The sequence below is a fragment of the Herbidospora galbida genome, from assembly GCF_005233835.1.
GTDB classification, from domain to species: domain Bacteria; phylum Actinomycetota; class Actinomycetes; order Streptosporangiales; family Streptosporangiaceae; genus Herbidospora; species Herbidospora galbida.
Genome location: NZ_SZQA01000003.1, coordinates 59,931 through 84,659, shown reverse-complemented (window position 1 = coordinate 84,659; position 24,729 = coordinate 59,931). Strand labels below are relative to the sequence as shown.

Below are 24,729 nucleotides of genomic sequence, written 5' to 3'. Positions count from 1 at the left end.
TGCTGACGTCGCTCGACGAAGACCGTCGCCGACGTCGTCGCTCAGTCCGTCAATTCGAGCGGAGATACCTGACACACTCTGCACCTTTTCACCGATCTATTGGTAGACCGGAAGACGGAGGAGCCTGCATGGGGTCAGCACTATGGGCGGAGTCGGTCAAGGCAGTTCCCAATATGGTCGTTGCCCTGCTGACGCTCTGCCTGGGGTGGTTCGTCGGCAATCGCCTGACTGCTCGCTGGGACGAGCGAAAGAAGCGTCGAGAGCTGGATCTTGTGGCCCTCGGCGTCTTCTATGAGATCTACGGACAATTCTTCGCGATATGGAAACTATGGAGTAACGCTCCTGCGGGTCTGTCCGATGATGACGATTTCCGACGCGAGTTACTCGATCGCGCTGCTGAGACGGAAGGCAAGTTAAAGTCACTCCTTGTCAGGCTTGCTTCCGAGCGAAGCCTGTCTGATCGTGACTGCACCCTTCTGGGCTGCTTCCGGCAGGCCGTTCAAAGCCTTCGTGCGTCGATCCAGGAAAAGGCTTCCCTTCGCTCACGGATCACCCAAGCCGGCGGCCAAGAAGTGATCGCGTACCCTTGGCTCGGATCGGAAGCTCCGCAACCCTCAAAGCTGCCAAGTTGGCAATTGATGCAGAAATGGCTTTAGCTGAATCGACGCGGAGACGCAACGAAGTTCAAGGGCTGAAGGATAGACGGATTACTGCTCTTCGAGAGACATTAAGCAGCGTGATAGAGGTTGCACGCGAACTTGATTTTATATGCGACAGTCACCGACATGTCGACGCAGACATTAATATCTGCGCCGCTAGCGACTTGCCTGCAGAGTTCGCGAACGCCGTTCGCGAACTGCATAGAAGCGTCCGGGTGCACGGCAAAAAGCCTTCTGAGCAGCCGTTCCGAAAATGCAGTAGGGCTTCTCGCAGAGATGTCGGAAGCAATGCTGCACTCAAGGAAAGAGCTCAAGAAATACGGAGAGAGCAGATATCCGCCCGACGAGAAGGGTTTTCGCATCTTTGCTCTGGCTGCCTACTACGATGTGGGATCAGCGGCTAACCGTGCACACTCAGCATTAGCAAATGAAATCGAGCTTTTAGAAATCTAGAGTTACCGCGTCCAGCCGGAGCTTCTAGCTGTCTTCCGCATCGAGCGAATCTCTATGTACGAGAAAATGGAGTAAGCGAACAGCGTCGCGCGTCGCGAGCTGCTGCAGGTTAAGGTCCACCAAGAGGTCGCCCTCATCATAGAGATCATTACCTATCATGCTCACCACTGGAGTCCATTCGCCTCCTCCGGTTGCATAGTCAGTCCACGCCGAGCCAATAGTAATTCGGTTGTGCGCTATTCGATTCCTGGACTTAATTGCCCGGTCGATAACCTCAAGTTCGTAGATCCAAAAATCCTTGTCCGCCGGGGTAAGAGCAGAATTGATAGCATGTAGAGCCTGTCCTGCGGTTCTACGCTTGGAGCGGGCCTGTGGATCCAGATGCTCGATGATCGCACTCATGACATCTTCAAGCTCGGCCGCCTGCGCTAACACAGTGCCCCGCAGCCTCTGCATAGTAAATGCAGCATGGTCATCATGCGGATTGTACGGGTCCTCAGGGTAGAGGTCCGTCCAGATGTTCGTCCATGAGACCACTCGGTCGCCGAAGAAGGGTTCTGAATATGCCATGATTTAATCATGGCGGGATCATTGAGGATTGGCTACTAACTGACGTCACGGGTCCATCTCATCTATGCGCGAACGTCTTCATCGCTTCCCAAAAGGTACTCGCTATCTCACGATCAGATGACGCTGCTGACAGCAGTGACAAGACGCGAGACGAGCCCGCCTGTGAAGAGTGTGTTCAGATGGTCACCGCGTCGACACCTTGTGACAGACGATGACAGCAGTGAGCTTGTCAACAGCGTCAACACAGTCGGCGCGATCATCCCTCTCCGGATCGTCTACGACCAAAGACGTTGGTGGCACCTGTCACCTCTGTCGTCAGTGTCAGCGCGTACCCAAGCCCCTTCTCGGGAACCAGCAACTAGTTGATGATCGTTAGTCAGCCAGTCGTACCTGGATATCGGGGGGTTTCCATGAACGAGCTGCCGCCGTCCGCCTACAAGCGTCGTCCGCCCATCAAGCCTTTCAGCCGGTTCGTCTGGGGCCGGCACAGCCTGTTCCGTAGAACCGTGACGCTGGCCTTGGCCGTGGGGTTCGGTGTGGGTTTCGGCTATTCCTTGGGGGTTATTGTCCAAGCAGAAGCGCCCGCGCGGGCCGCACTTGCGGTTGCGCCTGTTCCCGTAGCGCAAACGACCCCGCCTGCTCCGGTGGCGCTCAGAGTCGCGTCAGTGAGCGTGCCTCATGCCCCTCTGGTGAACGAGAGTGCGGCGCCGGCCAAGCCGACTGAGCAGCACCGGACGCCACTTATCAGGGTTCGCAAGAAGGTTAAGGGGCCAGCGGTGAAACGCCACCGCTCCGTTCGGCACCATCCCTGCGCCCGTTTCGACGGCTACAAGGCGCAGGTGTGCAAGACGTTGTTCAAGCGCTGACGGGGCGAGCCAGCGCGCGTAGTTCCCTGACCGTCGGCAGGTTGGCGGACTCGCGAGGTACCGCGTCGACAATGCGACGGATGATGAGCTGTCTCATGGGGGTGAGCTGCCGAACTCCTTCTGCGATGCGTAGAGCGTCCTGAAGGGCGTGTGTCAGGTCGCCCCCGTGTATGGCTGAGAGCGCTTGTATCAGGCGCAGGTTGCCGCCCGCGAGGTTCGACGGGTAGGTGGCAATGCCCCGGTCGATCGCGGCCGGGGCCTTCTTCGTGTCGGCGAGGAAGGCGTACACGTAGGCCGCGCTTCGGTGAACCGATGCTTCCGGGTAGCTGGTCCCCACCGACGAGCCGATGGCCCCGGCCGTGGTGGCATGGTCTGGTAGGCGTTCGTACGTGTCGGCCAGCTCGTTGAGTGCCTGGATGGCGTCCGCGGACCGGCCGTCGAGGGCGGCGAGCTTGGCGCGGACCTCTAGGGCCATCGCGCGTCCCGTACTCGAAGTGCCCTGGGCCTGGCCCAACGCGTCGTCGAGGAGAGCGGCGATCATGGGTCGCGGCTGGTCCTGCCAGAACAGGCAGTCGGCCTCTCTGGCCCGCACCCAGACAGAGAGGTTCCTGTCCTCGGACGCGTCAGCGGTACGGCGGGCGGTCTGCCAGGCCAGACGGGCGGAACGCCGGTTCCCGGCGTCGTTGAAGTCGGTCGCCATGAGGGCCGTGAGCTGCGACCCCACTCGGAGCAGCTCATTGCGCGGGAGACCGGTCCGGGGGTCCTGGAGAAGCCGGCCGACCTCCAGCAAATCAGCCGTCAAATCTGCGATCAACGCGTTGGGCGGCTGGGCGTAATAGAGCTGGCCATAGGTCTGGACGGTTCTATGCCAGTTGTCCATGTGATGGTCGTCCCGCAGGCCGAAGGATCGTTCGACGCTGCTGAGAATGGTCTCCAGCGTTCCTGCGGGAACTGTCACTCCGGCGCTTAACGCGCTCATGAGTCGCAGGGCTGCACGGCGGTCCATATCGTCATCCTCGTCACATGCTGAGGCTGTTGGGCGAATCTTGAGCATACGCCTACGGAACTGGTCAAGTTCGACGATTAAGGCATAGAGGCTGACAAGTCGGCCATCTGTCTCTAGGGCGTGGTCGAGCCTTTCGACGGCTTCCAGCGGTGGGCGGTGTATGCCGCGTTCCCACTTGCCGATCAGGGAGAAATGCCAGCTCAGGCGCTCTGAGAGTTGGCGCAGACTGAGATCTTTCGCGTTACGCGCGTGACGGATGTGGCGGCCGAAAAGCTCCCAGATGTCGGAAACTTCGGCTGAGATCTCGGGCTCGGTCATCGACCATCTCCGGTTGTGTCGCCATGTGGCATACGAGATTTGCCACGCGCTGAGTCTTCTCGGTTACTACCGGTGGCCCAAGTATGTCACTGCACCGCAGTTCTTCCCCGAACATAAGCGGGACCCGCAGAAACGTCGCCACGTCCTACGGGTCCCATTGATCGCACTCGGAGGTGCGACCCGTGGCACACGATAAGGCCGGGAGAGCGGCTAGGCGAGATGATCACGGGCAGGCCGGCGGAACTGCGGAATTGGTGGCGATGGGAAGCACTCGCTTTTCCCTGCTGAATTCGTGCGCGGCAATTCCACCGGGGAACTACCTACGCCTTGCGGCCCATCCTGAGTCTGTCGCGAAAGCGCGGGCGCATGTTCGCGGCCTTATGGCGGCATGGGGACATGAGGGTCTGAGCGAGACGGCCGAGTTCGTCGTGAGCGAGCTCTCCACCAACGCGATCACGGCGACAGAGAGGACGGCGGATTCACCCACCGAAGTGATCGGCCTGGACGCCTATCGACTCCCGAAATCGGGCCCGGCCGGGGTCGTGATGTCGGTCTGGGACTGCTCCCGCGAGCCACCCCGCGTGCTCTGCCCTGATGAGGATGCGGAAGGGGGCCGGGGCCTGCTGTTGGTGGCGGCGCTGGCCCAGGGGTGGGGATACCACCGACCCGTGATCTTCGGGGGCAAGGTCGTCTACGCCACGATCACGGAAGCTCAATGAGCAGGGTGGATCTGGCTTCTGGGCCCAAGGGCTGCGGGGCGCCCTCGTGCGACGGAACCGCCTACAGGTGCAGCGTCATGCGGGCGTTGGCTGCTTCTGCCCAGGCCGTGGCCAACGTGGTGCGGGAGCGGCTGTTCAGGGAGTGCGTCAACGTGCTGGGACGCCTCAATCTCGAGCCGCAGGGCGCGGTTCCACCGACCCCGGCGCGCGTTAAGGCCCACAACTCGTCTGGCCTGTCCCACAAGTTGTCCATCATCCGCCGCCTAGCGTGCGTAACTTGCTGGCCGAACCCACGTGACCATCCGGCTCACACCACCTCCGGCTAGTCGTTACGACCACGGCCAGCCCGCCGACCTCGTACCGCCACGTCGCCGCCTAGCCTGTACAGCCATCGGGACATGGGCCACCCGCCCAACCTGGATCGAAGTGACCTCCGCACATGCGCATCATCGCCGTGGACACAGCCGGCGCCATCGATACCGCAAGGACAGCTACAGAATCGATACGGTAGTCAGGCATGCGTGTAGAGGTCGCCACTCACTTGCAGGCCAGCTCAGAAGATCGCTTGCTCCCCGACCCACAAAAGTGCCCACGTATTTGGCACGATCATCCGTCATCACTAGATCATCACCGGACTCAACCGGACAGCAGGCCAACCCTCAGCAACACGAAAGCCCAGGTCAGACGGTCACTGACCTGGGCTTTCCGTTGCGCGGCTGAGAGGACTCGAACCCCTAACCTTCTGATCCGTAGAGAAAGACGCGCCGACGCGATAGGTAGGCTCTGATCTGCTGCGATACGCGCACTGGCCTAACCGCTATACGGCGCGCAGAACGGCTTCACCCACGACCTTCGCCCGCCAGAGCTCGTGTACAGAGCCACAGAGAAGAATCAGCCGCTGAAAATCTCTTGCCCTCAACCAGTCTGACAGGGTTCGGGTGGTGATCGCCTGGTTCAGGGCGAACCTTGGGTCCAGACCGGAAAGATTATCTATGGCGGTACGAACACTCTGCTCAGATTCCGCGGAAGTGTGGGTGAAGAAGTTTCTCACCGCTTTAAGCAGCTTGTATTGCAAGGCGACTTCGTCGGGCAGAGAATCGAGCTCCGCTTGAACTTCCGGTCGAAGCAGGCCATCGGTAAGGCGCGGATCTCCTGCCCCCAGGGCATCAATATATCTGTCCGATATGGCCGCCGACGGCGTCACACCCTGTTCAAGAAGTCCCCGCAGTTTACGGGATATAATATCCGCATCGAGAAGGCGTGATGACGCACCCACATCAGCATCCAGAACTGACCGCAGCCACCGCCTACGCTGTAGTTCAAACTCTGCCACATAGGCGCAGAGAAAGTTTCTGGTGATCGCCGAGACCTTGACCTGAGGAGCGGAATCAATCTCCTCGATGAAACGGCTCCACGAGTGCTTCGCCTCATGGAGAGCGATGGCGCTCTGCGGCATTCGATTTGTTTTGGGTGACTGATTATCGACCGACTTGGCGGCAAAACGTCGGACTTCGCTCCACGTTTCATAGCGCAGTCTCAGCGATGCCCAGGCCGGCCGATCATACCCTGACCGGCTTTCGATATCCACCCACCGCTCATAACCTTGGATGCTTGGGCGTTGCTCATGCATTCCCGAATATCGAAAGTAGTCCAAGACCGCCGAATCATAGTCGTCTTCCTGATATTTCAAATGCCCTCGGCGCCTCCCTTTCAAGCTGGGGCTCAGCCCGATTTTTCGCAACGCGTCAGCCCAGTACCCACCACCGAGACGCCTTATAACCGTAACGCTGGCTAGGGGCCAGGCCCGAGTGGCGACCCCGGCGGCGACACCCCATTCGCTCAACACCTGAAGCCGGATATCGTCATGCCGCTTTCTCGTGATCATCGCATCCGGATTGTCCCGGTGATATAGTCTGGTCGCCGCGATCAAGCGCACCACCGAGGCGATGGCAGGGCGATCAAGGCCCTGCCTGTCGAGGATTTCGGAAAGCTCCCGCATTTCATCGAAATCATCTGTAGCAAGTGCGGCTTTCGGATCCTCCTCGACACCGAGGCTTCTGCCCAACAGATACCAGATAGAAGACTTCATTGCCCTTTCCGGGAACAAGGCCCCATCCGGCGTGTGCCAGTGTTCGAATATGGCCCCGGCGGCACTTATCCCTTTACCTACGACCACAATGTCAACACTCGGAAGGATCAGCTGAAATCGATCGATGACTCCGGCCCGAGTTATTCCCTGAGATGCTAGATGCCGCACCATCTCGCCATATTCTGACGAAAACGCGAGAACAGCCTCGGAAACATCCCCCGCCGACGATTTACGAGTCCGCGATTCCGCATCGAATCCGACCTTCTGCAGGATTTGATTTACTCTCGGGCCGCTGATCCCATAAAGCTCGGCAATCTCTCGCTGACTCATTCCCTGCTCATACAGTCGCTGGATCTGAGTATCACGGGACTCATGCATCGGTTGCACGGATCCTCCTTAGTCATGACACACACCAAGCCCAGGGAAGCCAGTAGCTAAGAGTTCCCCTTACGAAGATCAGCAATCAAAACTGATCGCGGCATGCCCGCCGCCTTCGTCGGCGACCGTGAGGAGGGTCTGAAGGAACGCGTGCACCTTGGGGGTCTGTCCTGTGGCAGGCCTCAGGAGTGCGTAGTCAAAGGGCGGGGCGTCATGGAAGGGGACGAAGACGACGTCGGGCCGCGAGTAATAGTCGGCGGCGCGTGTGGAGGTGGGGCAGACGCCTTTGCCTGCGGTGACCAGGGAGAGGACTTCCTGCCATGCGAGGGTTGCCGGACCTCGCGGGATGGGTCTGCCCGCGGCGGGTGCGGGTCCGGAGGTGGTAGTCCAGCCCGTCCTGCGGCGGACCGGTGATCGTGATCAGCTGGACCTGCGCGAGATCTTCGAGCGAGACGACGAACGTCCGGCGATGGCCGCCCGTGGTGCTGGCCGGCGGCTTCTATACCTGGTACTTCCAGACGATCTTCCAGCGTTTCATCGGCATCGATCACATCTCCTGGCTTGAGCAGGCGTTGACGCTCGTGCCCGGCGTAGGGCTGACCGCCGGGATCATCGTGGCAGGCCACTCTTTGGGCCGCACCCACTGGCACGCCGGGAACTCGGCCAAACACCGGACCCGTCCGCGCTGGTCGATCTTCCTCTCTGGGCTCGGCGCCTGGATCACCAGGGCCACCCTCCCCGTCATGCTTATCGCCAGCATCCGACTGTGAGCCTCGTTTAGCACCGACGACACGAGTCGGCCGCCAGGCGTGTTGCCCGCCCTGCCCCCAGGCTCGTCATCCTGCTCATGGTGACCCTGACCCTGTGCGCCCTAACGGTGAAGGCGGCCGAGATCGGCAAGCCCCGACCGGAACTGGCCGCCCTGCACCAGGTGGAGGACTAACTCCAGCGCTACCACCCTGACCATCTGAACGAAGAGTTCGCCATCGCCCGCCGCGACCGCGTGACCCAGAGCGCGATCAGGTCACCGGACGAGAGAACGGCGGCAAACCGTGACCCGCCCCGACACGGCGACGGACCACGCGCTCCGCCTCCTCACCGAAACCCGTGAGGAGGCGGGCCGGCGCCGACCTCAAGGCCTCGATTCATCGAACCCTACGGGAAGTGCCTTGTCTGCCACGATGCCATCGCAATGGGCCGTATCAGCGTGGTCTTGAGAGTCCGCACCCGCGGTCGAGATGCCGGGGGACCCGCGTTAGAGCATCTGATCTAGCAAAAGTGCGCACGTATTTGGCACGATCACCCGCCACCACTAGATCATCACCGGACTCAACCGGACAGCAAGCCGCCTCGCAGCAACACAAAAGCCCAGGTCAGACGATCGCTGACCTGGGCTTTCCGCTGCGCGGCCGAGAGGACTCGAACCCCTAACCTTCTGATCCGTAGTCAGATGCTCTATCCATTGAGCTACGGCCGCTTGCAGAAGTAAGCATAGCGGGTCCCGGCCCCTACTCCGAACCAGTTACCCGAAGACACGATCGTCCAACTCCCGGCAAAGTCCCCAACCCCCCGGGCATACCCCCGATCACCGCCGGTTAAGAACCGACATAACCGCACAGATCAGGGGCCTATCGTGCTGAACCTGGGCATCCTCGCCGTCGTCGTCCTGCTAGCCACCTCAACGATCATCCACCGCCGGAAAATACGCCGTACCGAGGAGGCCGAGCGCCTGCTGGTCGAGCGCGTCAACGGGGTCCTGGGCGCCGACCAGCGCAGCCTTTCCGACCCTATGGACCTGCTTCAGCGCAGCAAGCAGGCCGGGCTGACGACGCGCCTGCACATCCAGGGGCCCACCCGGGATCTGCCCAGAGACGTCGATCTGGCCGGCTACCGGATCGTCCAGGAAGCGTTGACCAGCGCGCTCGAGCACGGCACCACGTCGGCGACGGTCATGATCTCCTATCACCCGTCATCGATCACGCTGACCATCGACAGTCCGATCGGCATCCGGCCGTCCCGCAGGTCGGGGGTCCGGCTGATGCGGGCCCGGGCCACTCCGCTCGGAGGGACCGTCCATGCCGGGCCCCATATGGGCGGGTGGCGGGTCACCGTCCGGCTTCCGACCGAACTGACGCCCCAGTGAGTCGGCGACGGGCCAGATCAGTGCGATCACCGGCACTTTCAGGGCGTTGAGCATGAAAACGGTCAGGGCTGAGGTCCGCGACGAGTCGCCCACCATGACTGTGGCGCCGAAGAGCAGCAGGCACATGATCGCGTACGCCCCCGCGATCCTGAACCAGACCGCCCACTCGCCGAGCACCTTCGGTGGTTTCTTGAAGCCGCGCGCCACCCACTCGTCGGCCCACGTGATGGTTCGGTGGCCGAAGACGATCGAGTAGGCGATGTACGCCCCGGCCAGCCCGTGTTGCCAGGTCGCGACGGTGCCCGAGCGCATGTCGATCACGGCGGCCACCAGCAGGACGAGGTCCAGCACCGGGGTCAGGGCCAGGATCGCCCAGCTGGTGCGGCGCAGGCGCAGGCCGTACCGGACCAGAAGGCCCGTGGCGAGCAGGATCCAGAAGCCGGCCTCGGCCGCGATGATCAACCACAGCATGGAAACCATGCTTGTCGCATATGAGGGGCCCTACCTCGCCGGAACGGACGAAGTTCCGTACATCCAAAGATGTATGCCCATTTCAGATGGGCCGTGGTGAGATTGGACGCATGACCCCCCACCGGCAGGACGCGTTGATGGCCGTCGCGGCCTTCGCGGTCGGGGTCCTGCTGCTGGCGGGGGCCTACGACCATTCGAAGGGCGTGCCGGTCCAGCTGTTCCTCGTGCCGCTCGCGGTCACCTGTGTCGGCGTGGTGATCCGGCGGAGGAGGCCGGTGACGGCGTTCGTCATCGGGGTGGTCGCGCTGGCGGCCGACGCCTCGATGGGGCCCTCGCTCGGTACGGCCGTCGTGTTCACCGACAACATCTACGCGGCCACCCTCTACGGGCCCCGCAAGCTGATGACCGCGCTGCTGCGCGTCACCCCGTTGTGGCCGTTGGCCGCGGGGGTCGCGGCGGGCCTGCAGACACAGTCGTGGGCGTGGGGGACGGTGATGGGATTCCAGGTCGGGCTGATCACCGTCATGCCGGTCGCGTCGGCCGCGATCGTCCGGAACCTGCGCGACAACGCCCGGCAGGCGGCGCTCATGGCCGAGTACGACCGCCGGGCCGCGATCACCGCCGAGCGCAACCGCATGGCCCGGGAGCTGCACGACATGGTCGCGAACCACTTCAGCGCGATCGCCATCCAGTCGAGCGCGGTGTTGTCCAGAACCGATCTGGACGCCCGGTCGGTCCGGCAGATCATGGAGTCGATCCGGGAGAACAGCGTCCAGGGCATGGCCGAGATGCGCGGCATGATCGGGCTGCTCCGGGCCGAGGGCGCGACCGAGGCGCTCCGGCCGAGCCTCACCGAGGTCGACGACCTGGTCAAACGCACCGGCGTGACGGCCGTCGTCGACGTCCAGGGCACGCCCAGAGACCTTCCGCCGGCGGTCGATCTGGCCGGATATCGAATTGTCCAGGAGTCCCTGACGAATGCGCTCAAACACGGCTCCGCGCCGGTTTCCGTGGCGATCGACTATCGTCCGGACGAACTGGTGCTGACCATCGACAACCCGGTCACCGACCGGCCGCGTGACCTGCCGGGCGCGCGGGCGGGGCTGATCGGCATGAAGGAGCGCGCCACGCTGCTCGGCGGCACGTTCGAGGCGGGGCCGTGTGAGCGCGGCTGGCGGGTGACCGCCACCCTGTCCACATGATCACGGTACTGATCGCCGACGACCACGCGGCGGTGCGGACGGGCATCCGGCTGGTCCTGGAGGGCGCCAGCGACATCCGGGTCGTCGGGGAGGCGGCCGACGGCCGGGCGGCGGTCGCGCTGGCCGAGGAGCACCGCCCCGACGTGGTGATCATGGACATCCGAATGCCGCGCCTCGACGGCATCGAGGCCACCCGGCAGCTCGCGGGGCTGACCGAGATCCTCGTGCTGACCACCTTCGACCTCGACGAATACGTCTTCGGCGCGCTGCGGGCGGGCGCCGCCGGGTTCCTGCTGAAGAACACCGACGCCGCCACGCTCGTCGAGGCGGTCAGGCTGGTGGCCGGCGGCGACGGGCTGATCTCGCCGCAGGTGACCAGGAAGCTCATCTCGGCCTTCGCCCGCACGCGACCTGCGGCGATGCCCGACACCCTCACCGCCCGCGAACGGGACGTCCTGTCGTGCCTCGGGCGCGGCCTGTCGAACGCGGAGATCGCCCGCACCCTCGACATCGCCGAACCGACCGTGAAGACGCACGTCAGCCGGGTGCTGGCCAAGCTCGGCCTGCAGAGCCGGGCCCAGGCCGCCGCCTACTACGCCGGGATGTAGAGGATGAGCTGCTCTGCGACACAGGCCGGTTTCGGCACGCCCTCGACCTCGATGACCAGTTTGAGGGTGCCCAGCACCCCCTGAGCCGTGTCGGTGAGGTCGAGGATCTCGCCGCCGGCACGGACGCGCGACCCGACCGGGACGGGGGTGGGGAACCGGACCTTGTTGAGCCCGTAGTTGATCCCCATGGCCAGCCCGTCGACCCGGATGAGCTCGCTCGTCATCGTGGGGAGCATCGACAGTGACAGGAACCCGTGGGCGATCGTCGCGCCGAACGGCCCCTGGGCGGCGCGCTCGGTGTCGACGTGGATCCACTGGTGGTCGCCGGTCGCGTCGGCGAACAGGTTGACCTGTTCCTGGGTGACGGTACGCCACTCCGTGAAGCCGAGATGCGTACCTTGAGCGGCTTTGAGCTCGGAGACGTTCGAGAAGATCCGCATGTCTCGAACTTTATTTTGTCATCCGGCGTCGAGGTAGAGGCAGAACGGATGACCGGCCGGATCGAGCATCACCCGGACGTCGTCCTGCGGCTGGAAGTCGGCGACGGTCGCGCCCAGTTCGACCGCCCTGGCGACCTCTTCGTCCAGGCCGGTGACGCCCACGTCGACGTGCAGCATCATCTGCTGCTTGCCCGCGGCGTTCGGCCAGGCGGGCGGCTCGTAGTCGGAGGAGGTCTGAAAGGCGATGTACGACGTGCCCTCTCCCGGGTGGACGGCCTCACCGTCGTTGATCAGTTCCCAGCCGAGGAGGTCGGCGTAGAAACGGGCCAGCTTTCGCGAATCCGGAGCATCCAGGACAACGCCCCACCAACCGGTAAGCATGCACAGGACGTACCCTCCGATCCGTGAAGGTCACCGATGAAAACTCTGTAGTCATGTATTTTAGGTAGGAAATACATGTAATAGGAGGGGGTCGCGTGGCGAGGCATGAGGTGGACGTCGTCGTCGTGGGCGGCGGCGGGATGGGATCGGCGGCGGCGTGGCGGCTGGCCGGGCACGGTGCCGACGTCGTGCTGCTGGAGCGTTTCGAGCCCGGCCACGTGCGCGGCGCCTCCCACGGCGCGTCCCGGATCTTCCGGGTCTCCTACGGCGAGCCTGTCTACATCCGCCTCGCGGTGGAGGCCCACGGCCTGTGGCGGGAACTGGAGGCCGAGTCGGGCACTCCCCTGCTCACCATCACCGGCAGCGTCAACCACGGCCGCACCCCCGACCTCGACGTTCTCTCCGACGCCGTCGAGGCGGCGGGCGTGCCGGGCGAGTGGCTGCCGGCCGAGGAGGCCGCCGAGCGCTGGAGGGCCTGCGCTACGACGGCAAGGTCTTCTTCCACCCGGCGAGCGGGCGGCTGCACGCCGACCACGCCGTCGCCGCGCTCCAGCAGCGGGCCGCCGCGCTCGGGACCGATGTCCGGCACCGGACCCCGGTCCTCTCGATCACCGTCCGGGGTGACGACGCCGTCGACGTCGTCACCGAAGACGACGTCTACCGGGCCAAGCGGGTCGTGGTCGCGGCCGGCGCCTGGACGGAGAAGCTGCTCGGCGGCCTCGTGCCGCTGCCGCCGCTGCGGGTGACGCAGGAACAGCCCGCCCATTTCGCCCCGCTTCGCGACACCGACGAGTGGCCCAGTTTCGTCCACCACTTCGACGAGCGGACCCTCGCGGCCACCGGTTTCCTCAGCGGCGTGTACGGCCTGGCCACCCCCGGCGAGGGCGTCAAGGTCGGCTTCCACGGCACCGGGCCGGCGGTCGACCCCGACGACCGCGACTTCACGGCCGAACCCCGCCAGCTGCGCATCCTGCGGGACTACGCGCGCCGCTGGCTGCCGGGGGTCGACCCGGGCGCCGTCACCCCGATCAGCTGCACCTACACCACCACGCCGACCTCCGACTTCGTCCTCGACCGGGTCGGGCCGGTGGTCGTGGCGGCGGGCTTCTCGGGGCACGGCTTCAAGTTCGTGCCCGCGGTCGGGCGGGTCCTGGCGGACCTCGCCCTGACCGGGGAACGACCGGACGCGCGGTTCGCGTCGGCCCGTTAGACGGGCGGCAGCGCCAGGTGCTCCCGGAGCGTGGCACCCTCGTAGGCCGTGCGGTGGGCGCCGGGCAGGATGCGCAGCATTAGGCGGCCCGGGTGCCCGCCTCCAGCCGCCAGGCCGCGTTCTCGGGCGGCAGCGGCGAGTCGGCGAAGGTCGCCAGGGTGCATCCGGCCCGCAGGACGGCCGGAGTGATCTCATTTATTGCAGCTCTTTTGTCACAGCCAGCCGTTCCGCTCTGCGGCCTGGGCGGCCTCGATGCGGTTGCGCACCCCGACCTTGGTGATGGCCGACGACAGGTAGTTGCGGACGGTGCCCTCCGACAGGTGCAGCCGGGAGGCGATGTCGGCGATGGTCGCGCCGCCCGCCCCGGCCGCCAGGACGTCGCGTTCGCGCCGTGACAGCGGGTTGGGCCCGGCGCTGAGCGCCGCAGCGGCCAGGGCCGGGTCGATGACGCGCTCTCCGGCCACCACCCGCCGGATCGCGGCGGCCAGCTGCTCCGCCGGGCCATCCTTGATCAGGAAGGCCGACGCGCCCGCCTCCATCGCCCGGCGCAGGTAGCCGGGTCGGCCGAACGTCGTCAGGATCATCACGTGGCAGCCGGGGACCGCCGCGCGGATCTCGGCCGCCGCCGTCAGGCCGTCGGTGCCGGGCATCTCGATGTCGAGCAGGGCCACGTCGGGCCGCACCCGCCGGGCCACGGCCACCGCTTCGATGCCGTCGGCCGCCTCGGCGACGATCTCCAGGTCTTCTTCCAGGCCGAGCAGTGCCGCCAGGGCCCCGCGCACCAGGTTCTGGTCTTCCGCCAGCATGACCCTGATCATGAGGCCGACCCTACGGGCACCCGGACCACGACGCGGAAGCCGCCGCCCGGCAGCGGGCCCGACTCGAGCGTCCCGCCCTCGGCCGAAACCCGTTCGGACAGGCCGATGAGGCCGTTGCCCAGAACGTGCTCCTTGCCGGCCCGGCCGTCGTCGCGGATCTCCAGGGTCGCCAAGCCCCCGCCGTGGGCGACCTCGATGACGCAGCGGGAGGCGCGGGCGTGCCGGACCACATTGGTGACCGACTCGCGGACCGCCCAGCCGAACACCCCGTCGGCCGCCTCGGGCAGCGGACCGCCCGCCATGCGCACGGTCGCGTCGACCCCGGCCGCCGCCAGCGCCGCCCGCGCGCCGTCGAGCTCCTCGCTCAGGGCGCGCCTGCGGTAACCGGAGACGACCTCGCGTACGTTGGCCAGCGCCGACCGCGCCGCCGTCTCGATGTCGCCGATCTCGCCGACGGCCCGGTCGAGGTCACGGCCGGCCAGCCGCCGCGCGAGCTCGCTCTTCAGCACGATCAGCGACAGGCTGTGGCCGAGCACGTCGTGTAGGTCGCGGGCGATGCGCAGCCGTTCGTCGGCGGCGGCCAGCCGGGCCACCTCGTTCCGCGCCTCTTGAAGTTGCAGGACCAGCGTGCGCTGATGCCGGAGCGCGAACATCAGGATGCCGAACGCCAGCACGCCCCCGGCGACCCCGCCGTAGACGGCAGGCGGCGCCCCGACGAGGAGGCCGGTCACGACCGTCACCGCCGCCGCGGCCACCACCGCGCCCGGGGCCCACCGCAGCGGCAGCGCCATCGAGTACGTGAACGCCGGATACAGCATCACCCCGAGCCAGTCGAGGCCGAACGCCAGCGGCAGCCCAACCGCCAGCAGGGAGAACGTCACCAGCGTCAGGATCTCCCGCCTGCTGATCGGGTCGTCCCAGCTCCGCCGTACGAACGTGACCGCGTAGTAGGTCAGGGCGAACGCCACCAGGGCGACCCACCCGAGCACTTGCCGGATCCCCTCGTAGTGGGCCACGTCCACCACGATCGGGGTCAGGAACAGCAGCCCGAACGACGTCCAGAAGGCCCGCTGCACCAGCTCGGGCCCCTGGACGTCGCCGAGGAACAGCCGTTTCACCAGGCCCGCCGATAGGCGACCACGGCCAGGACGCCCAGCGCCACCGTCCAGGCGGCCAGCACCAGCCCGGCCGACACCGGCGGCGCGTGCCCGGCCGCCACGGCCCGCCCCAGCTCGGCGAACCGGGTCGAGGGCAGCCCGGCGGCGACGTCCCGGACCACCTGCGGCAGCACCGACAGCGGCACCCACATGCCCCCGGCGACCGCCAGCCCGAAGTAGGCCCCGAGGGTGATCGGCTGGGCGGCGTCCGGCCCGGCCAGCGATCCGATCAGGGTGCCGAGCGCGGCGAAGGGCAGCGTCCCGACCCAGAGAAGCGCCGTGATCGCGACCCACTGCAGCGGATCGAGCCGCACGCCCTGCCAGAGCACCGACGCCAGCCCGACGAGGACCACGGCCGGCAGTCCCAGCGACATGGCGGCGAGCGTCTTCACCACGATCACCGTGGTCGGCGTCAACGGGGTCACCCGTAACTGCCGCAACCACCCGCTGCGCCGCTCGGCGGCCAGCCGCACCCCGGTGCTCATCAACGTCGCGCCGAGTGCGCCGTAGGAGGCCATGGAGACCATGATGTCCACCGAAGACGGCAGACCGGTCACGGGATCGAGCCGGTCGGAGGAGAAGATGCTCGACCACAGCAGGTAGAAGGCGACCGGCAGAGCGAGCGCGAAGAACAGGTAGTAGCGGTCGCGCAGGACCTGGAGCAGTTCGAGGCGGAGATAGTTCAGCATGCCGGCCCTCCGGCGGTCAGGGAGATGAAGGCGTCTTCGAGCGCGGGAGTGGTGATCTCCAGGTCGCGGATCGTCAGCCCGGTCGAGTAGAGCGAGGCGACCACCGTGTCGGGGTCGGCCGTGTGCAGGGTGACGAACCCGCCGCCGACCTCCACGGCCGTCACCTGGGGCAGCCCTTCGAGCCCGACCGCAGGCTGGTCACCGAGCCGGAACCGGACGGTACGCCCCCCGGCCCGCCGCTTGATCTCGGCGGGCGTCGCGTCGGCGACGATCCGGCCACGCGAGACCACGACCACGCGGTCGGCGTTCTCGTCGGCCTCCTCCAGATGGTGGGTGGCGAACAGAACGGTGCGCCCGCCCTCGGCGTAGCGCCGGATGGCCATCCAGAAGGCCCGCCGGGCCTCCACGTCGAGCGCGGCGGTGGGCTCGTCGAGGACGAGAATCCGCGGGGCCCCGGCGACGGCCATCGCGAACCGCACCCGCTGCGTCTGACCACCGGAGAGCCGCCCGGTGCGGCGCCTGGCCAGGTCGGTCAGCCCGGCCAGCTCCAGGACCTCGTCCAGCGGCATCGATTCGGGGTAGAGGCCGCGGACGAACCCGACGACCTCCCGCACGGTCAGATTCGGGACCAGCTCACCCTGCTGGATCATGGCGCCGACCAACCCACGCGCGGCGGCCTCGGCCGGGGTCTGGCCCAGCAGCTCGACCTGGCCGGCGTCCGGTGCGACGAGGCCGAGCATCATGCCGATCAAGGTGCTCTTGCCCGCGCCGTTGGGCCCGAGGACGGCGACGACCTGGCCGGCCGGGACCCGCAGGCTCGCATGTTCGATGGCCCGGACGGGTCCGTAGCGCTTGGCCACGCCTTCGACGTTGATCGCATCCATGGGGACAACGGTAGAAACGCCGGAAATGCGGGGGTAGTGAAGCTTGTCGGGCGGTCACGCTGACAAAAGTCACGCGCTCCGGGCGACTTCGGTGTTCAGGAAGCGGTCGTGCAACGCCCGGTCTTCGGGGTCGAGCAGCGTCCACATGCCGTTCACGATGAGGACGAGGGGCCCGACGAACGGGACGAAGACGAGGATCGGGAAGATCAGCGTGCGGAGGGCCATGTGGGCAGAGCTGACGTGGATACCCATCAGGCGCTTGCCCAGCGTCTGCCCCCACAGGCGGTGCTGCCCCCAGAAGTACAGGAACACGACGAGCAGAACTGGCAGCCCGTCGAGATCTATGTCGTCCAGACTGATCGTCGCCCTGTTCAGGAGACCGTAGTCCAGACTGAGCGACGGCCAGTCGGTCAGCCACATGATCGGCCCGACGACGAAGGTGAGGAGCACGAGGACGACGGCGTAGTCGACCAGGAGCGCCACCGCCCGGCGCCAGATCACCCCGGTCGACGACGAGGTGCCATCGCCCGCCCTCCAGGTGACGAGCAGGATGAGCGCGGCCGCGCCGATGAGGCAGACCTGGGTGCTTCCCCAGCTGTCCAGCACCGTGGCGAACCACTCGGCGCTGAGGATGGGGATCCCACCCCCGCAATCCTCCGGCGAGCTGTAGAGAGGGGTGGCCGGCTTGACCACCGCGATCAGGACGAGCACGCCCGCCGTTCGCCGGCCGACGCGCCGTGGATCCCTTCCGCGGAGGCAGGCGAGCAACGCCCCGAGGATGAGCAGTGACGGGATGGCCCACGCCTCGACGTCCATCAGGAGCGCGTCGAGATCGCCTCGCAGGGGGTCGAGCGGCGAGGTCTCCGGCCACCCCATACCGGCGCAGCCGATGATCTCGAACGAACCGGGTACAAGCCGGTACTGCCATTCCTCCCAGGTGGGGAATGCGGCGACGGCAGCGGCCACCAACCAGGTCGCCAATGCCGGTCTCGACATCCGGGGCGAGTGCGACAAGACGGTCCCTTTCGAAAGCTGGGCACAGCCTAGCGATCTTGGGACAATGCGGTGTTATTCGCACGGGCATGCCACGCCCGGAGAAACGCGTCGACGACCCCCTCGGCCCTTTCGCGCCGGTCCGCCGGATTTCGCATGGCGATATCCGCGAGCGCGTCCGCCGCCTCATTCAACGGATGCCCGGCATGCCCTTTGACGTGCTCGATGCGGAGCCTGGGGAGCTCCGCGACCTGATGTGCCAGCCTCACCAACGTCGGCTGAGCGCCACTTGTACGAGGCCGGAGGCTGTACCCGTCGGGCATCCGCTCGACGTCGCCTTTCTGCCAGGTGTGCAGGTAGCTGATGGCCACCGCGCTGTCCAGCAGGAGCGCGGCCTTGCCGGCCCGCTCGCCGAGCGCTTTGACGGCCATGGCGGCGGCGCGTAATTCTGCGACCAGGACCTTTGATCGGCCGCTGGGGTCGAGCAAACGCATGCCGGTGTCGGGGGGCCAGTGCTTCATGCCGTAATGGCCGTTGCTCACGATGAACCCCAACCCGCCGAACCGGCCTTTGTACGCGGCGTCCGATGCGGCGACCAGCGATCTGTGGCCTTTGAATCCGGGGACGACGCTGGCGGTTGGTTTCGCGTCTCCTGAGCCACCGTGGGGGTGCCTTGCGGCTTCCTCGGCCGAGGACAGCATCCGGGCGGCTGAGACGTGGTCGCCGACGTAGGCGGCGTCGAACGCCAGCCATACCCACTTCTGCGCGCTTCGGCAGGCGGGGCAGTTCGAATGGGTCAGCGCGTATTTGCGCAGGCCTGCCGCGCGTTGGGCGAGGTCAGGGGTGAGCAGGGTCAACGAGGCTTCGTATTCAGCGGCTGACCGACTGCTCAATGTTCGCCCTTTCAGCAGGAGTCCCGCACGACTTGGCGACCAAATCGTGCCGATATGTGCAAGCGTAGAGGGCTGCGAAGATGGGCGTTCAGGAAAATTACTACCACAGGCGCACGAAAGGCTACTGACGCATGCCCTTAAAGTCGGCATGGCGGTCAATCGACTTGTCTCTCGACCTCCACCCAAGCCGCATCTGACGCAAATGCCCTGAATGAGCGAGAGATGCCTTTTAGGCAGGAATGAGAGAATCTTCCTCACTTCCAGGCACATCGCTCGAGAGGAAGGTGCCCGATCGTGGCTGGTGCGGGCTTTCCGAGCGGAGCTGTTGGGGAGCGTGCTGGAGTCAGCGAAGTTGGCTGCACCGATGCCAGCGCCCGCGCGTTTGCAAAATCCCGGAGCACTGTTTCGGCTCCGCCCCCAGGCTGCTCGGTGGCCGGGCTGCCGCACAGGCTCCGGTTTGCCGGCAGTCTCCTTGTTTAGTTCGACTTCGTTCCCAAGCTGGGCTGGCCTTCTTGTAAGTTGCCGCAAATGCCCGAGTCTTTCTCCGCTGTGGGGAGGCCGCCGAGAACCCAACTGGGGAAGTGACAGGGCTGCTGCTGTTGAAGGCAGCGCGTTTCGATGACGCTTCCTTTGGCAGGCTGTTTGGCGCCGGGGCCGCTCGGCTCCGCATTTGAAGCCGCTGAGCTGACAGGACTGCCGTTGAAGGCCGCGCGTTTCACTGACGCCCCTTGTGGCGGGCGGGTTGGCGCCAGGGCAGTTCGGCTCCGCATTCAGGCCGCGGAGTCGGTGCAGCTGACCGCCCGATGTGGCGACGGCAGGGCTGCGGACCACCCTGCGGAAGACCCGCCGGCCCACCGGTTGCGAGCCGTTCGGGGCAGCAAAAAGGCCCTCGTCCCTTTAGGGGAAGAGGGCCTCTGAACTGCGGAGGTTCGGGGATTTGAACCCCGGGTGGGCTTGAGACCCAAACCGCATTAGCAGCTCGAGAGGTCGGCGTTCAGAACAGTCCCTCCTGGACGAACGCCCCTAACTGCTCTTCTTGGAACGCGCTGGTGCGGCGGTGAATTGCAACCCAAGCCAGCTCCCGGCCACCCACCAATCCTGCTGGTGAGGACCTGCCCGGCTCGCCGGCCGTCACCCCCAGGCTCGCTCCACAGCGAGCACACGTGCGGCCTCCGTCTCGGTCGCGTCCCGGACCGTCAGTAGTTCGCCGTCCTCGTCGAGCACGGTCACGATCGCGGAGACCAGTACCTCGTCGCGGGAGCCGTCCTCACTCTCGATCCGCCGGTCGACGCCGAGGACGCCAGGGTCGTCCTCCCCCGCCGGCCGCCAGAGTCGAGCCCGGCAGGTCGCGCCGACGTTGTCGACCCCCCAGGGGCTCCGAGGATCTTCCGTGTGCCGCCTGAGGATCGTAAAAGTGGGTGCGGCGTCGGGATTGAGCTGCTTGGCGATCCGAGCACGAGCCCTCCTGAGGGTGACGGCCTCCCAGTCCTCATTGTCGGGATCATCGGCTGTGTCGGGCTCTGGGAGATCCGGCTGATGCCGCAAGGTCGGCCAATCTGTGGCAGGAACGTACGCGGACGGCCGGGGCGCCGTCGTCGTCCCTTCCGGCCGGGCATGCAGGGCGGGGTCGAAGACGTCCCGGATCGGCCAGAACCGCAGCAGCACGTGCTCGGTCTGCGGATCCTCATAGAACTCGTGGCTTCTGCCCCAGACTGACGGGACCCGGTAGGCTCGTAGGCCGTACAGGAAGTACGACGGGCCCAGCAACAGCAGGTCAGGCCATGACTCACCTCCCACGCTGACGATTCCCGAACCGGTCAGATAGGCGATCTCCCAGGTCAGCACCCAAGGAGCGTCAGCCGACGGTGGCTCAGCGTCCCAGACCTCCACGCGTACATCAGCCTGACCGTGAGTGATGTCGCATTCGATGCCCAGGTGATTCGACACCCTCAGGTGCGGGTGGGAGACCGCGGAATCATCCAGATGCCGCCCGAAGTCCCCCACATAGAACTGTCCGTACTCGACGGCGTCCTCAAAGTTGATCCTTCGCAGCACCTCTGCCACCGGTCGTCCTCCCGACTCGTGCACACCCGTAGGAGGAGCGACAGTAGACCTCAGGACCGACAGACCTGAGAGAGTCCCGACAGCACCCCCCGTGAGCTCCACTTCGATCTGCGAGAACACACCGATCTGGTTGCGGGCACCAGCGAACTTCGCGTGATTCGTTGCTCGGCGCCATCTCCCCGATGAACGCTCGGGCGAGATCCGTAACGTGCGACGTGCTCTGGAGATCGTCGAAGGATACCCGCATGGTCACCACAACCGAGCGCTACACCCACGTGGCAAGCCTCCAGATGTAGGACGCCGGCGACCGCTTGAGTTCCGCCCTCTGGAGCAGCCAACTGCAACCCTGAGCCGTTTCGGGCAGCAAAAAGGCCCTCGTCCCGTTAAGGAAAGAGGGCCTCTGAACTGCGGAGGTTCGGGGATTTGAACCCCGGATGGGCTTGAGACCCAAACCGCATTAGCAGTGCGGCGCCATAGACCGGACTAGGCGAAACCTCCTGGTAGCCATATCGGCTCCCGACAGAGTACCGGCGATCCGCCGACGCGGCAAAGTGGATACCCGTCGCGTCGCACAGACCTTATCCACAGCCTGTGGACAAGGTCTGCGCGAAGGAGGGAAAGGCGTCAGGCCTGACGCACGGCCTCGCCCTCGATCTCGATCTTGATCTTCTTGCTGACCAGCACGCCGCCGGTCTCGAGCGCCTGGTTCCAGGTCAGCCCGAACGCCTCGCGGTCGATCTCGGTCTCGGCCGAGTAGCCGAAGATCTCCTGGCCCCACGGGTTGGTGGCGGCGCCGCCGAACTCGACCTTCAGCGGGACCTCCTTGGTCACGTCGCGGATGGTCAGCTCGCCCACGAGGGTGAACTCGTTGCCGTCGACGTTCTCGACGCGGAGGCTCTTGAAGGTGATCTGGGGGTACTTGTCGGCGGCGAGGAAGTCGTCGCTGCGGAGGTGGTTGTCGCGGTCGCCGACGTGGGTGGTGATCGACGCGGCCTCGAGGGTGACGTCGACGCTGGACTGGAGCGGCTCTTCGGCGACGGTGATGGTGCCGTCGAACTTCTCGAAGTTGCCCCGGACCTTGCTGACCATCATGTGCTTGGCCACGAAACCGACGCGGGTGTGCGCGACGTCAAGGGTGAAGGTGCCGGCCGCGGGAATGGTCTGGCCGTTCCACTCGCGTACGCTCATGATCGATAACTCCAGAAGAGGCGGTAGTTGTCCTGCGGATGTTTGCTCCAACAAATGTCTACCGGACAGATATTCCTGCCGTCAACCATCGTGGCGTAGACTTCCCCGCATGGATCCATTCGACGACCCTCGGCTGACCGCGATGGGGCTGTTCGCCGAGGTCTACACGGGCATCGCCGACAAAAATCGGCGGGCCTTCGCGGAGGCCGGCCTCTCCGAGGTCGACTTCGAGACGCTGATCCGCCTGGCCCGATCCCCCGGCCAGGGGCTCCGCATGAGTGACCTCGCCGCTCAGACCAACCTGTCCACGAGCGGCATCACCCGCGTCATCGATCGGCTGGAGCGCGAAGGGCTGGTCTCCCGCGAGGCCTGCGCGACCGATCGGCGTGCCTTCTACCCCCAGATCACCGAAGCCGGGCGGGCCCGGCTGCTCGAGGTGCTGCCCCGTCATCTCGAAGATATCGAGCACTGGTTCACCGGCCTGCTGCAGCCGGCCGAGCTCCACCGTTTCCTGGAGACCCTTCGACTCATCCGGGACGTCGTCCGGCCCTGCGCCACCGCCGGCGCGGAGGAAATCGAACCCGCCACCTAAAAGGGACAAGCCGTCGAGGTGGTGATATGCCCTGACACGGGGGACATGGGATTCCATCCAGTACGAGGATTCTGATCCCGCTCGGGAGTCAACGCCTGAATTATGCCTCTATTAGGGCAGACGACATGTGAGGCTACAGAGCGTGGGGATACCAGCGAAACGCCGGAGAGCCTTGGCGGCGGCCGTGCTCGGCCGCGAGCTTGAACCGCCGCGCGCGAACGCCGAGAGCGGGGTGCTGCTCGACGCCGTCAGCGGCACCATCCTCGACGTCAGTCCTCACCTGATCATCATCGAAGACGACGAGGGCCACGAGGAACGCCTGGTCATCGCCCACTGGGCCAAGGCCTGGCGGGGGGGCTTCGTGGCCCCGGCGGACCTGCCCGTGGGCGCCCGGGTGATCATCCGGGCGCTTCGGCAGGGCAAGGTCGTCGACCGCATCTGGGCTGATGTGACCCGGATGACGGGGATCATCCTGTCCGTCTCGGGTCGTGACGACATTGCGGTCGTGCTCGACTGCGGGCCCCACCGGGGGCGCCGTTCGGTCGTGATCCCCTATCGGTCGTCGGGCCGCGTCCGGGTGCGCTACCCGCGCCTCGAACCCGGTTTCCTGTTCGACGCGATCGGCACCGTCGAGGGCACCACCGCGCTGGCGCAGATCCCCGCCACCTCGCAGCCCGCCTACCGGGCGGCCCACGTTCCCGATCCTCCGGCGGCTTATGGCGGCGTACAGTCGAAGATCTCCGGGACGGCCGTCTGGTCAGACCACATCGAAGCGGGTGTGGCCTACCCGATGCTGGAGCAGTCGGACACCGGCTGCGCCGATGCGGGCGTCTCGTGCGCCGCTCTCCCTTATCTCGCGCTCGGTTCGAGCGTTCATGTACGGAATGTCTGCGCCGATCGCGCGACCGTGCTTCCCGTGGTGGCCTGTGGCTGCATGGCGGGGCGGTTCTGCGACCGATGCGTGGAATGTGGCACATCCCCCCGGGGGCGGGTGGTGGAGCTGTCGGCCATGTCTTACGTGGAACTCGGCGGCGATCTGACCAACGGCTGCTTCAACGTGCGTGTGGGATTGGGGTGAGCGGGATGGTCGCCGCGGCGGCGCAACCCATTCTGGTGTTCATGCTGGTGATCGGCGGGGTCGCCAAGCTGGTCACGGCCGGGCGCGACTCGGAGCCCGGCGCCTTCGGCCGGCTCGGCCCGGCCGTGCTGGCTCCCGAGAGCTGGCGCAAGAACGCCCTCATCTGCTGCGCGATCGGCGAGTTCGGCCTGGTCGCGGGCCTGCTGCTGGTCGACCACCCGGCCCCCCGCTGGATGACCGTGGCGTTCTTCACGGTCGCCACCTATGTCCTGTACGACCTGCGCCGCCGCCGCCCCGACGCCGGTTGCGGCTGCTTCGGCGACGTGAGCGCGACCCCGGTGGGCCTGCGTGCGATCAGCCGCACGCTCGTCCTGACCGGCATGGCCGTCATCGTCGCCCTCGACGGCTCCCCCGGCCTGCCGGCGCCGGACTGGCAGGTCCTGGCCTGGCTGGCCGGTTTCACGGTGGTCCTGCTGGCGCTGTCGCCGGAGATCGAGGAGACCTACGCCCGGCTGAAGTATCGCGCGCCCTGCGAACTGCGCCCCTTCGCCCCCGAGCGGGCGGCGGCCCGGCTGCGGTCGAGCGCGGTGTGGCGCAACCACGTCCACCTGCTCGGCAGCGAGTTGCCGAGCGACTCGTGGCGGGAGCTCTGCTGGCGCTTCTTCGTCTTCGAGGCGCTCAACGGCGCTGAGGTGGTCTTCGCGGTCTACCTGAGCGGGCGGCGCCCGCCGGTCCGCGTCGCGGTGGTCGGCGGGCACACGCCCATCCAGCAATCTATCCCTGTCTCGGCTTCTCTCTAGAAAGCCCTAGACATGGTTGATGTAGCTCTCTACGACTCTCTAGCTTCCCCTCTAGAAAGC

General features: G+C 65.9%; 26 protein-coding genes, 2 tRNA genes and 1 pseudogene. 11 read left to right on the top strand and 18 right to left on the bottom strand.

The features are described from left to right. Nucleotides 1–173: 173 nt before the first annotated feature. Nucleotides 174–656: a hypothetical protein gene (locus FDA94_RS05320; RefSeq protein WP_137245896.1), complete on the top strand. Its 483-nt coding sequence runs from the start codon at nucleotides 174–176 to the stop codon at nucleotides 654–656. Between the two features lie 480 nt (nucleotides 657–1,136). Here the strand turns inward: FDA94_RS05320 and FDA94_RS05315 are convergent, their stop codons facing one another. Then, entirely contained in the window at nucleotides 1,137–1,682 is a 546-nt protein-coding gene (locus tag FDA94_RS05315) for a hypothetical protein (protein WP_137245895.1), read from the bottom strand. A 410-nt stretch (nucleotides 1,683–2,092) separates the two neighbouring features. Between FDA94_RS05315 and FDA94_RS05310 the strand changes: the two genes are divergently transcribed. Continuing rightward, nucleotides 2,093–2,548 (top strand): hypothetical protein, encoded by a 456-nt coding sequence (locus FDA94_RS05310; RefSeq protein WP_137245894.1) that lies wholly within the window; start codon nucleotides 2,093–2,095, stop codon nucleotides 2,546–2,548. On the opposite strand, the gene FDA94_RS05305 is transcribed toward FDA94_RS05310, so the two are convergent. Continuing rightward, the gene (locus tag FDA94_RS05305) at nucleotides 2,538–3,872 is read right to left on the bottom strand and encodes a helix-turn-helix domain-containing protein (protein ID WP_137245893.1); all 1,335 of its coding nucleotides are present in this window, start codon (nucleotides 3,870–3,872) and stop codon (nucleotides 2,538–2,540) included. The genes FDA94_RS05310 and FDA94_RS05305 overlap by 11 nt on opposite strands. Before the next feature lie 260 nt (nucleotides 3,873–4,132). On the opposite strand from FDA94_RS05305, the gene FDA94_RS41310 reads away from it, so the two are divergent. Then, nucleotides 4,133–4,591, top strand: coding sequence for an ATP-binding protein (locus tag FDA94_RS41310; RefSeq protein WP_137245892.1), 459 nt, complete (start codon nucleotides 4,133–4,135; stop codon nucleotides 4,589–4,591). A gap of 817 nt (nucleotides 4,592–5,408) precedes the next feature. Here the strand turns inward: FDA94_RS41310 and FDA94_RS05295 are convergent. Together FDA94_RS05295 and FDA94_RS41475 are read right to left on the bottom strand one after the other, a co-directional pair. Further along, a complete protein-coding gene (locus FDA94_RS05295; protein ID WP_137245891.1) occupies nucleotides 5,409–7,067 on the bottom strand; it encodes a hypothetical protein in 1,659 nt (552 codons plus the stop codon). A 69-nt stretch (nucleotides 7,068–7,136) separates the two neighbouring features. After that, complete coding sequence (locus tag FDA94_RS41475; protein ID WP_137246061.1) at nucleotides 7,137–7,406, bottom strand: type 2 periplasmic-binding domain-containing protein; 270 nt, start codon at nucleotides 7,404–7,406, stop codon at nucleotides 7,137–7,139. A gap of 62 nt (nucleotides 7,407–7,468) precedes the next feature. Here FDA94_RS41475 and FDA94_RS05285 point away from each other — a divergent pair, with 62 nt between their 5' ends. Then, nucleotides 7,469–7,828 (top strand): hypothetical protein, encoded by a 360-nt coding sequence (locus FDA94_RS05285; RefSeq protein ID WP_137245890.1) that lies wholly within the window; start codon nucleotides 7,469–7,471, stop codon nucleotides 7,826–7,828. Between the two features lie 634 nt (nucleotides 7,829–8,462). Here the strand turns inward: FDA94_RS05285 and FDA94_RS05280 are convergent. From FDA94_RS05280 to FDA94_RS05270, 3 genes are all read right to left on the bottom strand, one after another. Beyond that, nucleotides 8,463–8,535, bottom strand: a tRNA-Arg gene (locus FDA94_RS05280). A 201-nt stretch (nucleotides 8,536–8,736) separates the two neighbouring features. Beyond that, nucleotides 8,737–8,988 (bottom strand): hypothetical protein, encoded by a 252-nt coding sequence (locus FDA94_RS05275; protein ID WP_137245889.1) that lies wholly within the window; start codon nucleotides 8,986–8,988, stop codon nucleotides 8,737–8,739. Nucleotides 8,989–9,027: 39 nt separating this feature from the next. After that, nucleotides 9,028–9,672 (bottom strand): hypothetical protein, encoded by a 645-nt coding sequence (locus tag FDA94_RS05270; RefSeq protein WP_137245888.1) that lies wholly within the window; start codon nucleotides 9,670–9,672, stop codon nucleotides 9,028–9,030. Nucleotides 9,673–9,782: 110 nt separating this feature from the next. Between FDA94_RS05270 and FDA94_RS05265 the strand changes: the two genes are divergently transcribed. Continuing rightward, entirely contained in the window at nucleotides 9,783–10,874 is a 1,092-nt protein-coding gene (locus tag FDA94_RS05265) for a sensor histidine kinase (RefSeq protein WP_137245887.1), read from the top strand. Then, complete coding sequence (locus FDA94_RS05260; protein ID WP_137245886.1) at nucleotides 10,871–11,482, top strand: response regulator; 612 nt, start codon at nucleotides 10,871–10,873, stop codon at nucleotides 11,480–11,482. The genes FDA94_RS05265 and FDA94_RS05260 overlap by 4 nt, the downstream gene beginning before the upstream one ends. Here the strand turns inward: FDA94_RS05260 and FDA94_RS05255 are convergent. Beyond that, on the bottom strand, nucleotides 11,467–11,922 hold the full coding sequence (locus FDA94_RS05255; protein WP_062341919.1) for a MaoC family dehydratase: 456 nt from the start codon (nucleotides 11,920–11,922) through the stop codon (nucleotides 11,467–11,469). The two genes, FDA94_RS05260 and FDA94_RS05255, sit on opposite strands and share 16 nt — an antisense overlap. Before the next feature lie 18 nt (nucleotides 11,923–11,940). Continuing rightward, entirely contained in the window at nucleotides 11,941–12,303 is a 363-nt protein-coding gene (locus FDA94_RS05250; protein ID WP_137245885.1) for a VOC family protein, read from the bottom strand. 95 nt (nucleotides 12,304–12,398) lie between these two features. Between FDA94_RS05250 and FDA94_RS41470 the strand changes: the two are divergent. Beyond that, a pseudogene (locus FDA94_RS41470) lies at nucleotides 12,399–12,719 on the top strand (FAD-dependent oxidoreductase); the annotation flags it as partial. Between the two features lie 20 nt (nucleotides 12,720–12,739). After that, nucleotides 12,740–13,513, top strand: a complete 774-nt coding sequence (locus FDA94_RS05245) for an FAD-dependent oxidoreductase (protein ID WP_212735191.1) — start codon at nucleotides 12,740–12,742, stop codon at nucleotides 13,511–13,513. Nucleotides 13,514–13,725: 212 nt separating this feature from the next. On the opposite strand, the gene FDA94_RS05240 is transcribed toward FDA94_RS05245, so the two are convergent. The 9 genes from FDA94_RS05240 to FDA94_RS05200 form a co-directional block, all read right to left on the bottom strand. Beyond that, entirely contained in the window at nucleotides 13,726–14,331 is a 606-nt protein-coding gene (locus FDA94_RS05240) for a response regulator transcription factor (protein ID WP_137245884.1), read from the bottom strand. Then, entirely contained in the window at nucleotides 14,328–15,449 is a 1,122-nt protein-coding gene (locus FDA94_RS05235) for a sensor histidine kinase (RefSeq protein ID WP_137245883.1), read from the bottom strand. The genes FDA94_RS05240 and FDA94_RS05235 overlap by 4 nt, the downstream gene beginning before the upstream one ends. Continuing rightward, nucleotides 15,446–16,177: an ABC transporter permease gene (locus tag FDA94_RS05230; RefSeq protein ID WP_137245882.1), complete on the bottom strand. Its 732-nt coding sequence runs from the start codon at nucleotides 16,175–16,177 to the stop codon at nucleotides 15,446–15,448. The genes FDA94_RS05235 and FDA94_RS05230 overlap by 4 nt, the downstream gene beginning before the upstream one ends. Then, a complete protein-coding gene (locus FDA94_RS05225; protein ID WP_137245881.1) occupies nucleotides 16,171–17,061 on the bottom strand; it encodes an ABC transporter ATP-binding protein in 891 nt (296 codons plus the stop codon). The genes FDA94_RS05230 and FDA94_RS05225 overlap by 7 nt, the downstream gene beginning before the upstream one ends. A 69-nt stretch (nucleotides 17,062–17,130) precedes the next feature. Further along, entirely contained in the window at nucleotides 17,131–18,042 is a 912-nt protein-coding gene (locus FDA94_RS05220; RefSeq protein WP_170990788.1) for an RDD family protein, read from the bottom strand. 62 nt (nucleotides 18,043–18,104) lie between these two features. After that, the gene (locus FDA94_RS05215) at nucleotides 18,105–18,911 is read right to left on the bottom strand and encodes a ribonuclease HI (RefSeq protein ID WP_170990787.1); all 807 of its coding nucleotides are present in this window, start codon (nucleotides 18,909–18,911) and stop codon (nucleotides 18,105–18,107) included. Nucleotides 18,912–20,078: 1,167 nt separating this feature from the next. Beyond that, nucleotides 20,079–21,011, bottom strand: a complete 933-nt coding sequence (locus tag FDA94_RS05210) for a hypothetical protein (RefSeq protein ID WP_137245878.1) — start codon at nucleotides 21,009–21,011, stop codon at nucleotides 20,079–20,081. Between the two features lie 408 nt (nucleotides 21,012–21,419). Further along, nucleotides 21,420–21,509, bottom strand: a tRNA-Ser gene (locus FDA94_RS05205). Between the two features lie 126 nt (nucleotides 21,510–21,635). Further along, nucleotides 21,636–22,199 carry a YceI family protein gene (locus FDA94_RS05200; protein WP_137245877.1) on the bottom strand — a complete coding sequence of 188 codons (564 nt, stop codon included), beginning with the start codon at nucleotides 22,197–22,199 and terminating at the stop codon, nucleotides 21,636–21,638. Between the two features lie 109 nt (nucleotides 22,200–22,308). Between FDA94_RS05200 and FDA94_RS05195 the strand changes: the two genes are divergently transcribed. From FDA94_RS05195 to FDA94_RS05185, 3 genes are all read left to right on the top strand, one after another. After that, on the top strand, nucleotides 22,309–22,791 hold the full coding sequence (locus tag FDA94_RS05195; protein WP_137245876.1) for a MarR family winged helix-turn-helix transcriptional regulator: 483 nt from the start codon (nucleotides 22,309–22,311) through the stop codon (nucleotides 22,789–22,791). Between the two features lie 142 nt (nucleotides 22,792–22,933). Further along, nucleotides 22,934–23,869 (top strand): hypothetical protein, encoded by a 936-nt coding sequence (locus FDA94_RS05190; protein ID WP_137245875.1) that lies wholly within the window; start codon nucleotides 22,934–22,936, stop codon nucleotides 23,867–23,869. 5 nt (nucleotides 23,870–23,874) lie between these two features. After that, on the top strand, nucleotides 23,875–24,669 hold the full coding sequence (locus FDA94_RS05185) for a MauE/DoxX family redox-associated membrane protein (protein WP_137245874.1): 795 nt from the start codon (nucleotides 23,875–23,877) through the stop codon (nucleotides 24,667–24,669). Nucleotides 24,670–24,729 lie beyond the last annotated feature (60 nt).

Coding starts and splice junctions, on each gene's coding strand:
- FDA94_RS05320 (WP_137245896.1), top strand. CDS start 174: ATGGTCGTTGCCCTGCTGACGCTCTGCCTGGGGTGGTTCGTCGGCAAT.
- FDA94_RS41310 (WP_137245892.1), top strand. CDS start 4,133: ATGGGAAGCACTCGCTTTTCCCTGCTGAATTCGTGCGCGGCAATTCCA.
- FDA94_RS05230 (WP_137245882.1), bottom strand. CDS start 16,177: ATGCTGAACTATCTCCGCCTCGAACTGCTCCAGGTCCTGCGCGACCGC.
- FDA94_RS05185 (WP_137245874.1), top strand. CDS start 23,875: ATGGTCGCCGCGGCGGCGCAACCCATTCTGGTGTTCATGCTGGTGATC.
- FDA94_RS05305 (WP_137245893.1), bottom strand. CDS start 3,872: ATGACCGAGCCCGAGATCTCAGCCGAAGTTTCCGACATCTGGGAGCTT.
- FDA94_RS05310 (WP_137245894.1), top strand. CDS start 2,093: ATGAACGAGCTGCCGCCGTCCGCCTACAAGCGTCGTCCGCCCATCAAG.
- FDA94_RS05255 (WP_062341919.1), bottom strand. CDS start 11,922: ATGCGGATCTTCTCGAACGTCTCCGAGCTCAAAGCCGCTCAAGGTACG.
- FDA94_RS05250 (WP_137245885.1), bottom strand. CDS start 12,303: ATGCTTACCGGTTGGTGGGGCGTTGTCCTGGATGCTCCGGATTCGCGA.
- FDA94_RS05260 (WP_137245886.1), top strand. CDS start 10,871: ATGATCACGGTACTGATCGCCGACGACCACGCGGCGGTGCGGACGGGC.
- FDA94_RS05195 (WP_137245876.1), top strand. CDS start 22,309: ATGGATCCATTCGACGACCCTCGGCTGACCGCGATGGGGCTGTTCGCC.
- FDA94_RS05225 (WP_137245881.1), bottom strand. CDS start 17,061: ATGGATGCGATCAACGTCGAAGGCGTGGCCAAGCGCTACGGACCCGTC.
- FDA94_RS05240 (WP_137245884.1), bottom strand. CDS start 14,331: ATGATCAGGGTCATGCTGGCGGAAGACCAGAACCTGGTGCGCGGGGCC.
- FDA94_RS05315 (WP_137245895.1), bottom strand. CDS start 1,682: ATGGCATATTCAGAACCCTTCTTCGGCGACCGAGTGGTCTCATGGACG.
- FDA94_RS05265 (WP_137245887.1), top strand. CDS start 9,783: ATGACCCCCCACCGGCAGGACGCGTTGATGGCCGTCGCGGCCTTCGCG.
- FDA94_RS05270 (WP_137245888.1), bottom strand. CDS start 9,672: ATGCTGTGGTTGATCATCGCGGCCGAGGCCGGCTTCTGGATCCTGCTC.
- FDA94_RS05200 (WP_137245877.1), bottom strand. CDS start 22,199: ATGAGCGTACGCGAGTGGAACGGCCAGACCATTCCCGCGGCCGGCACC.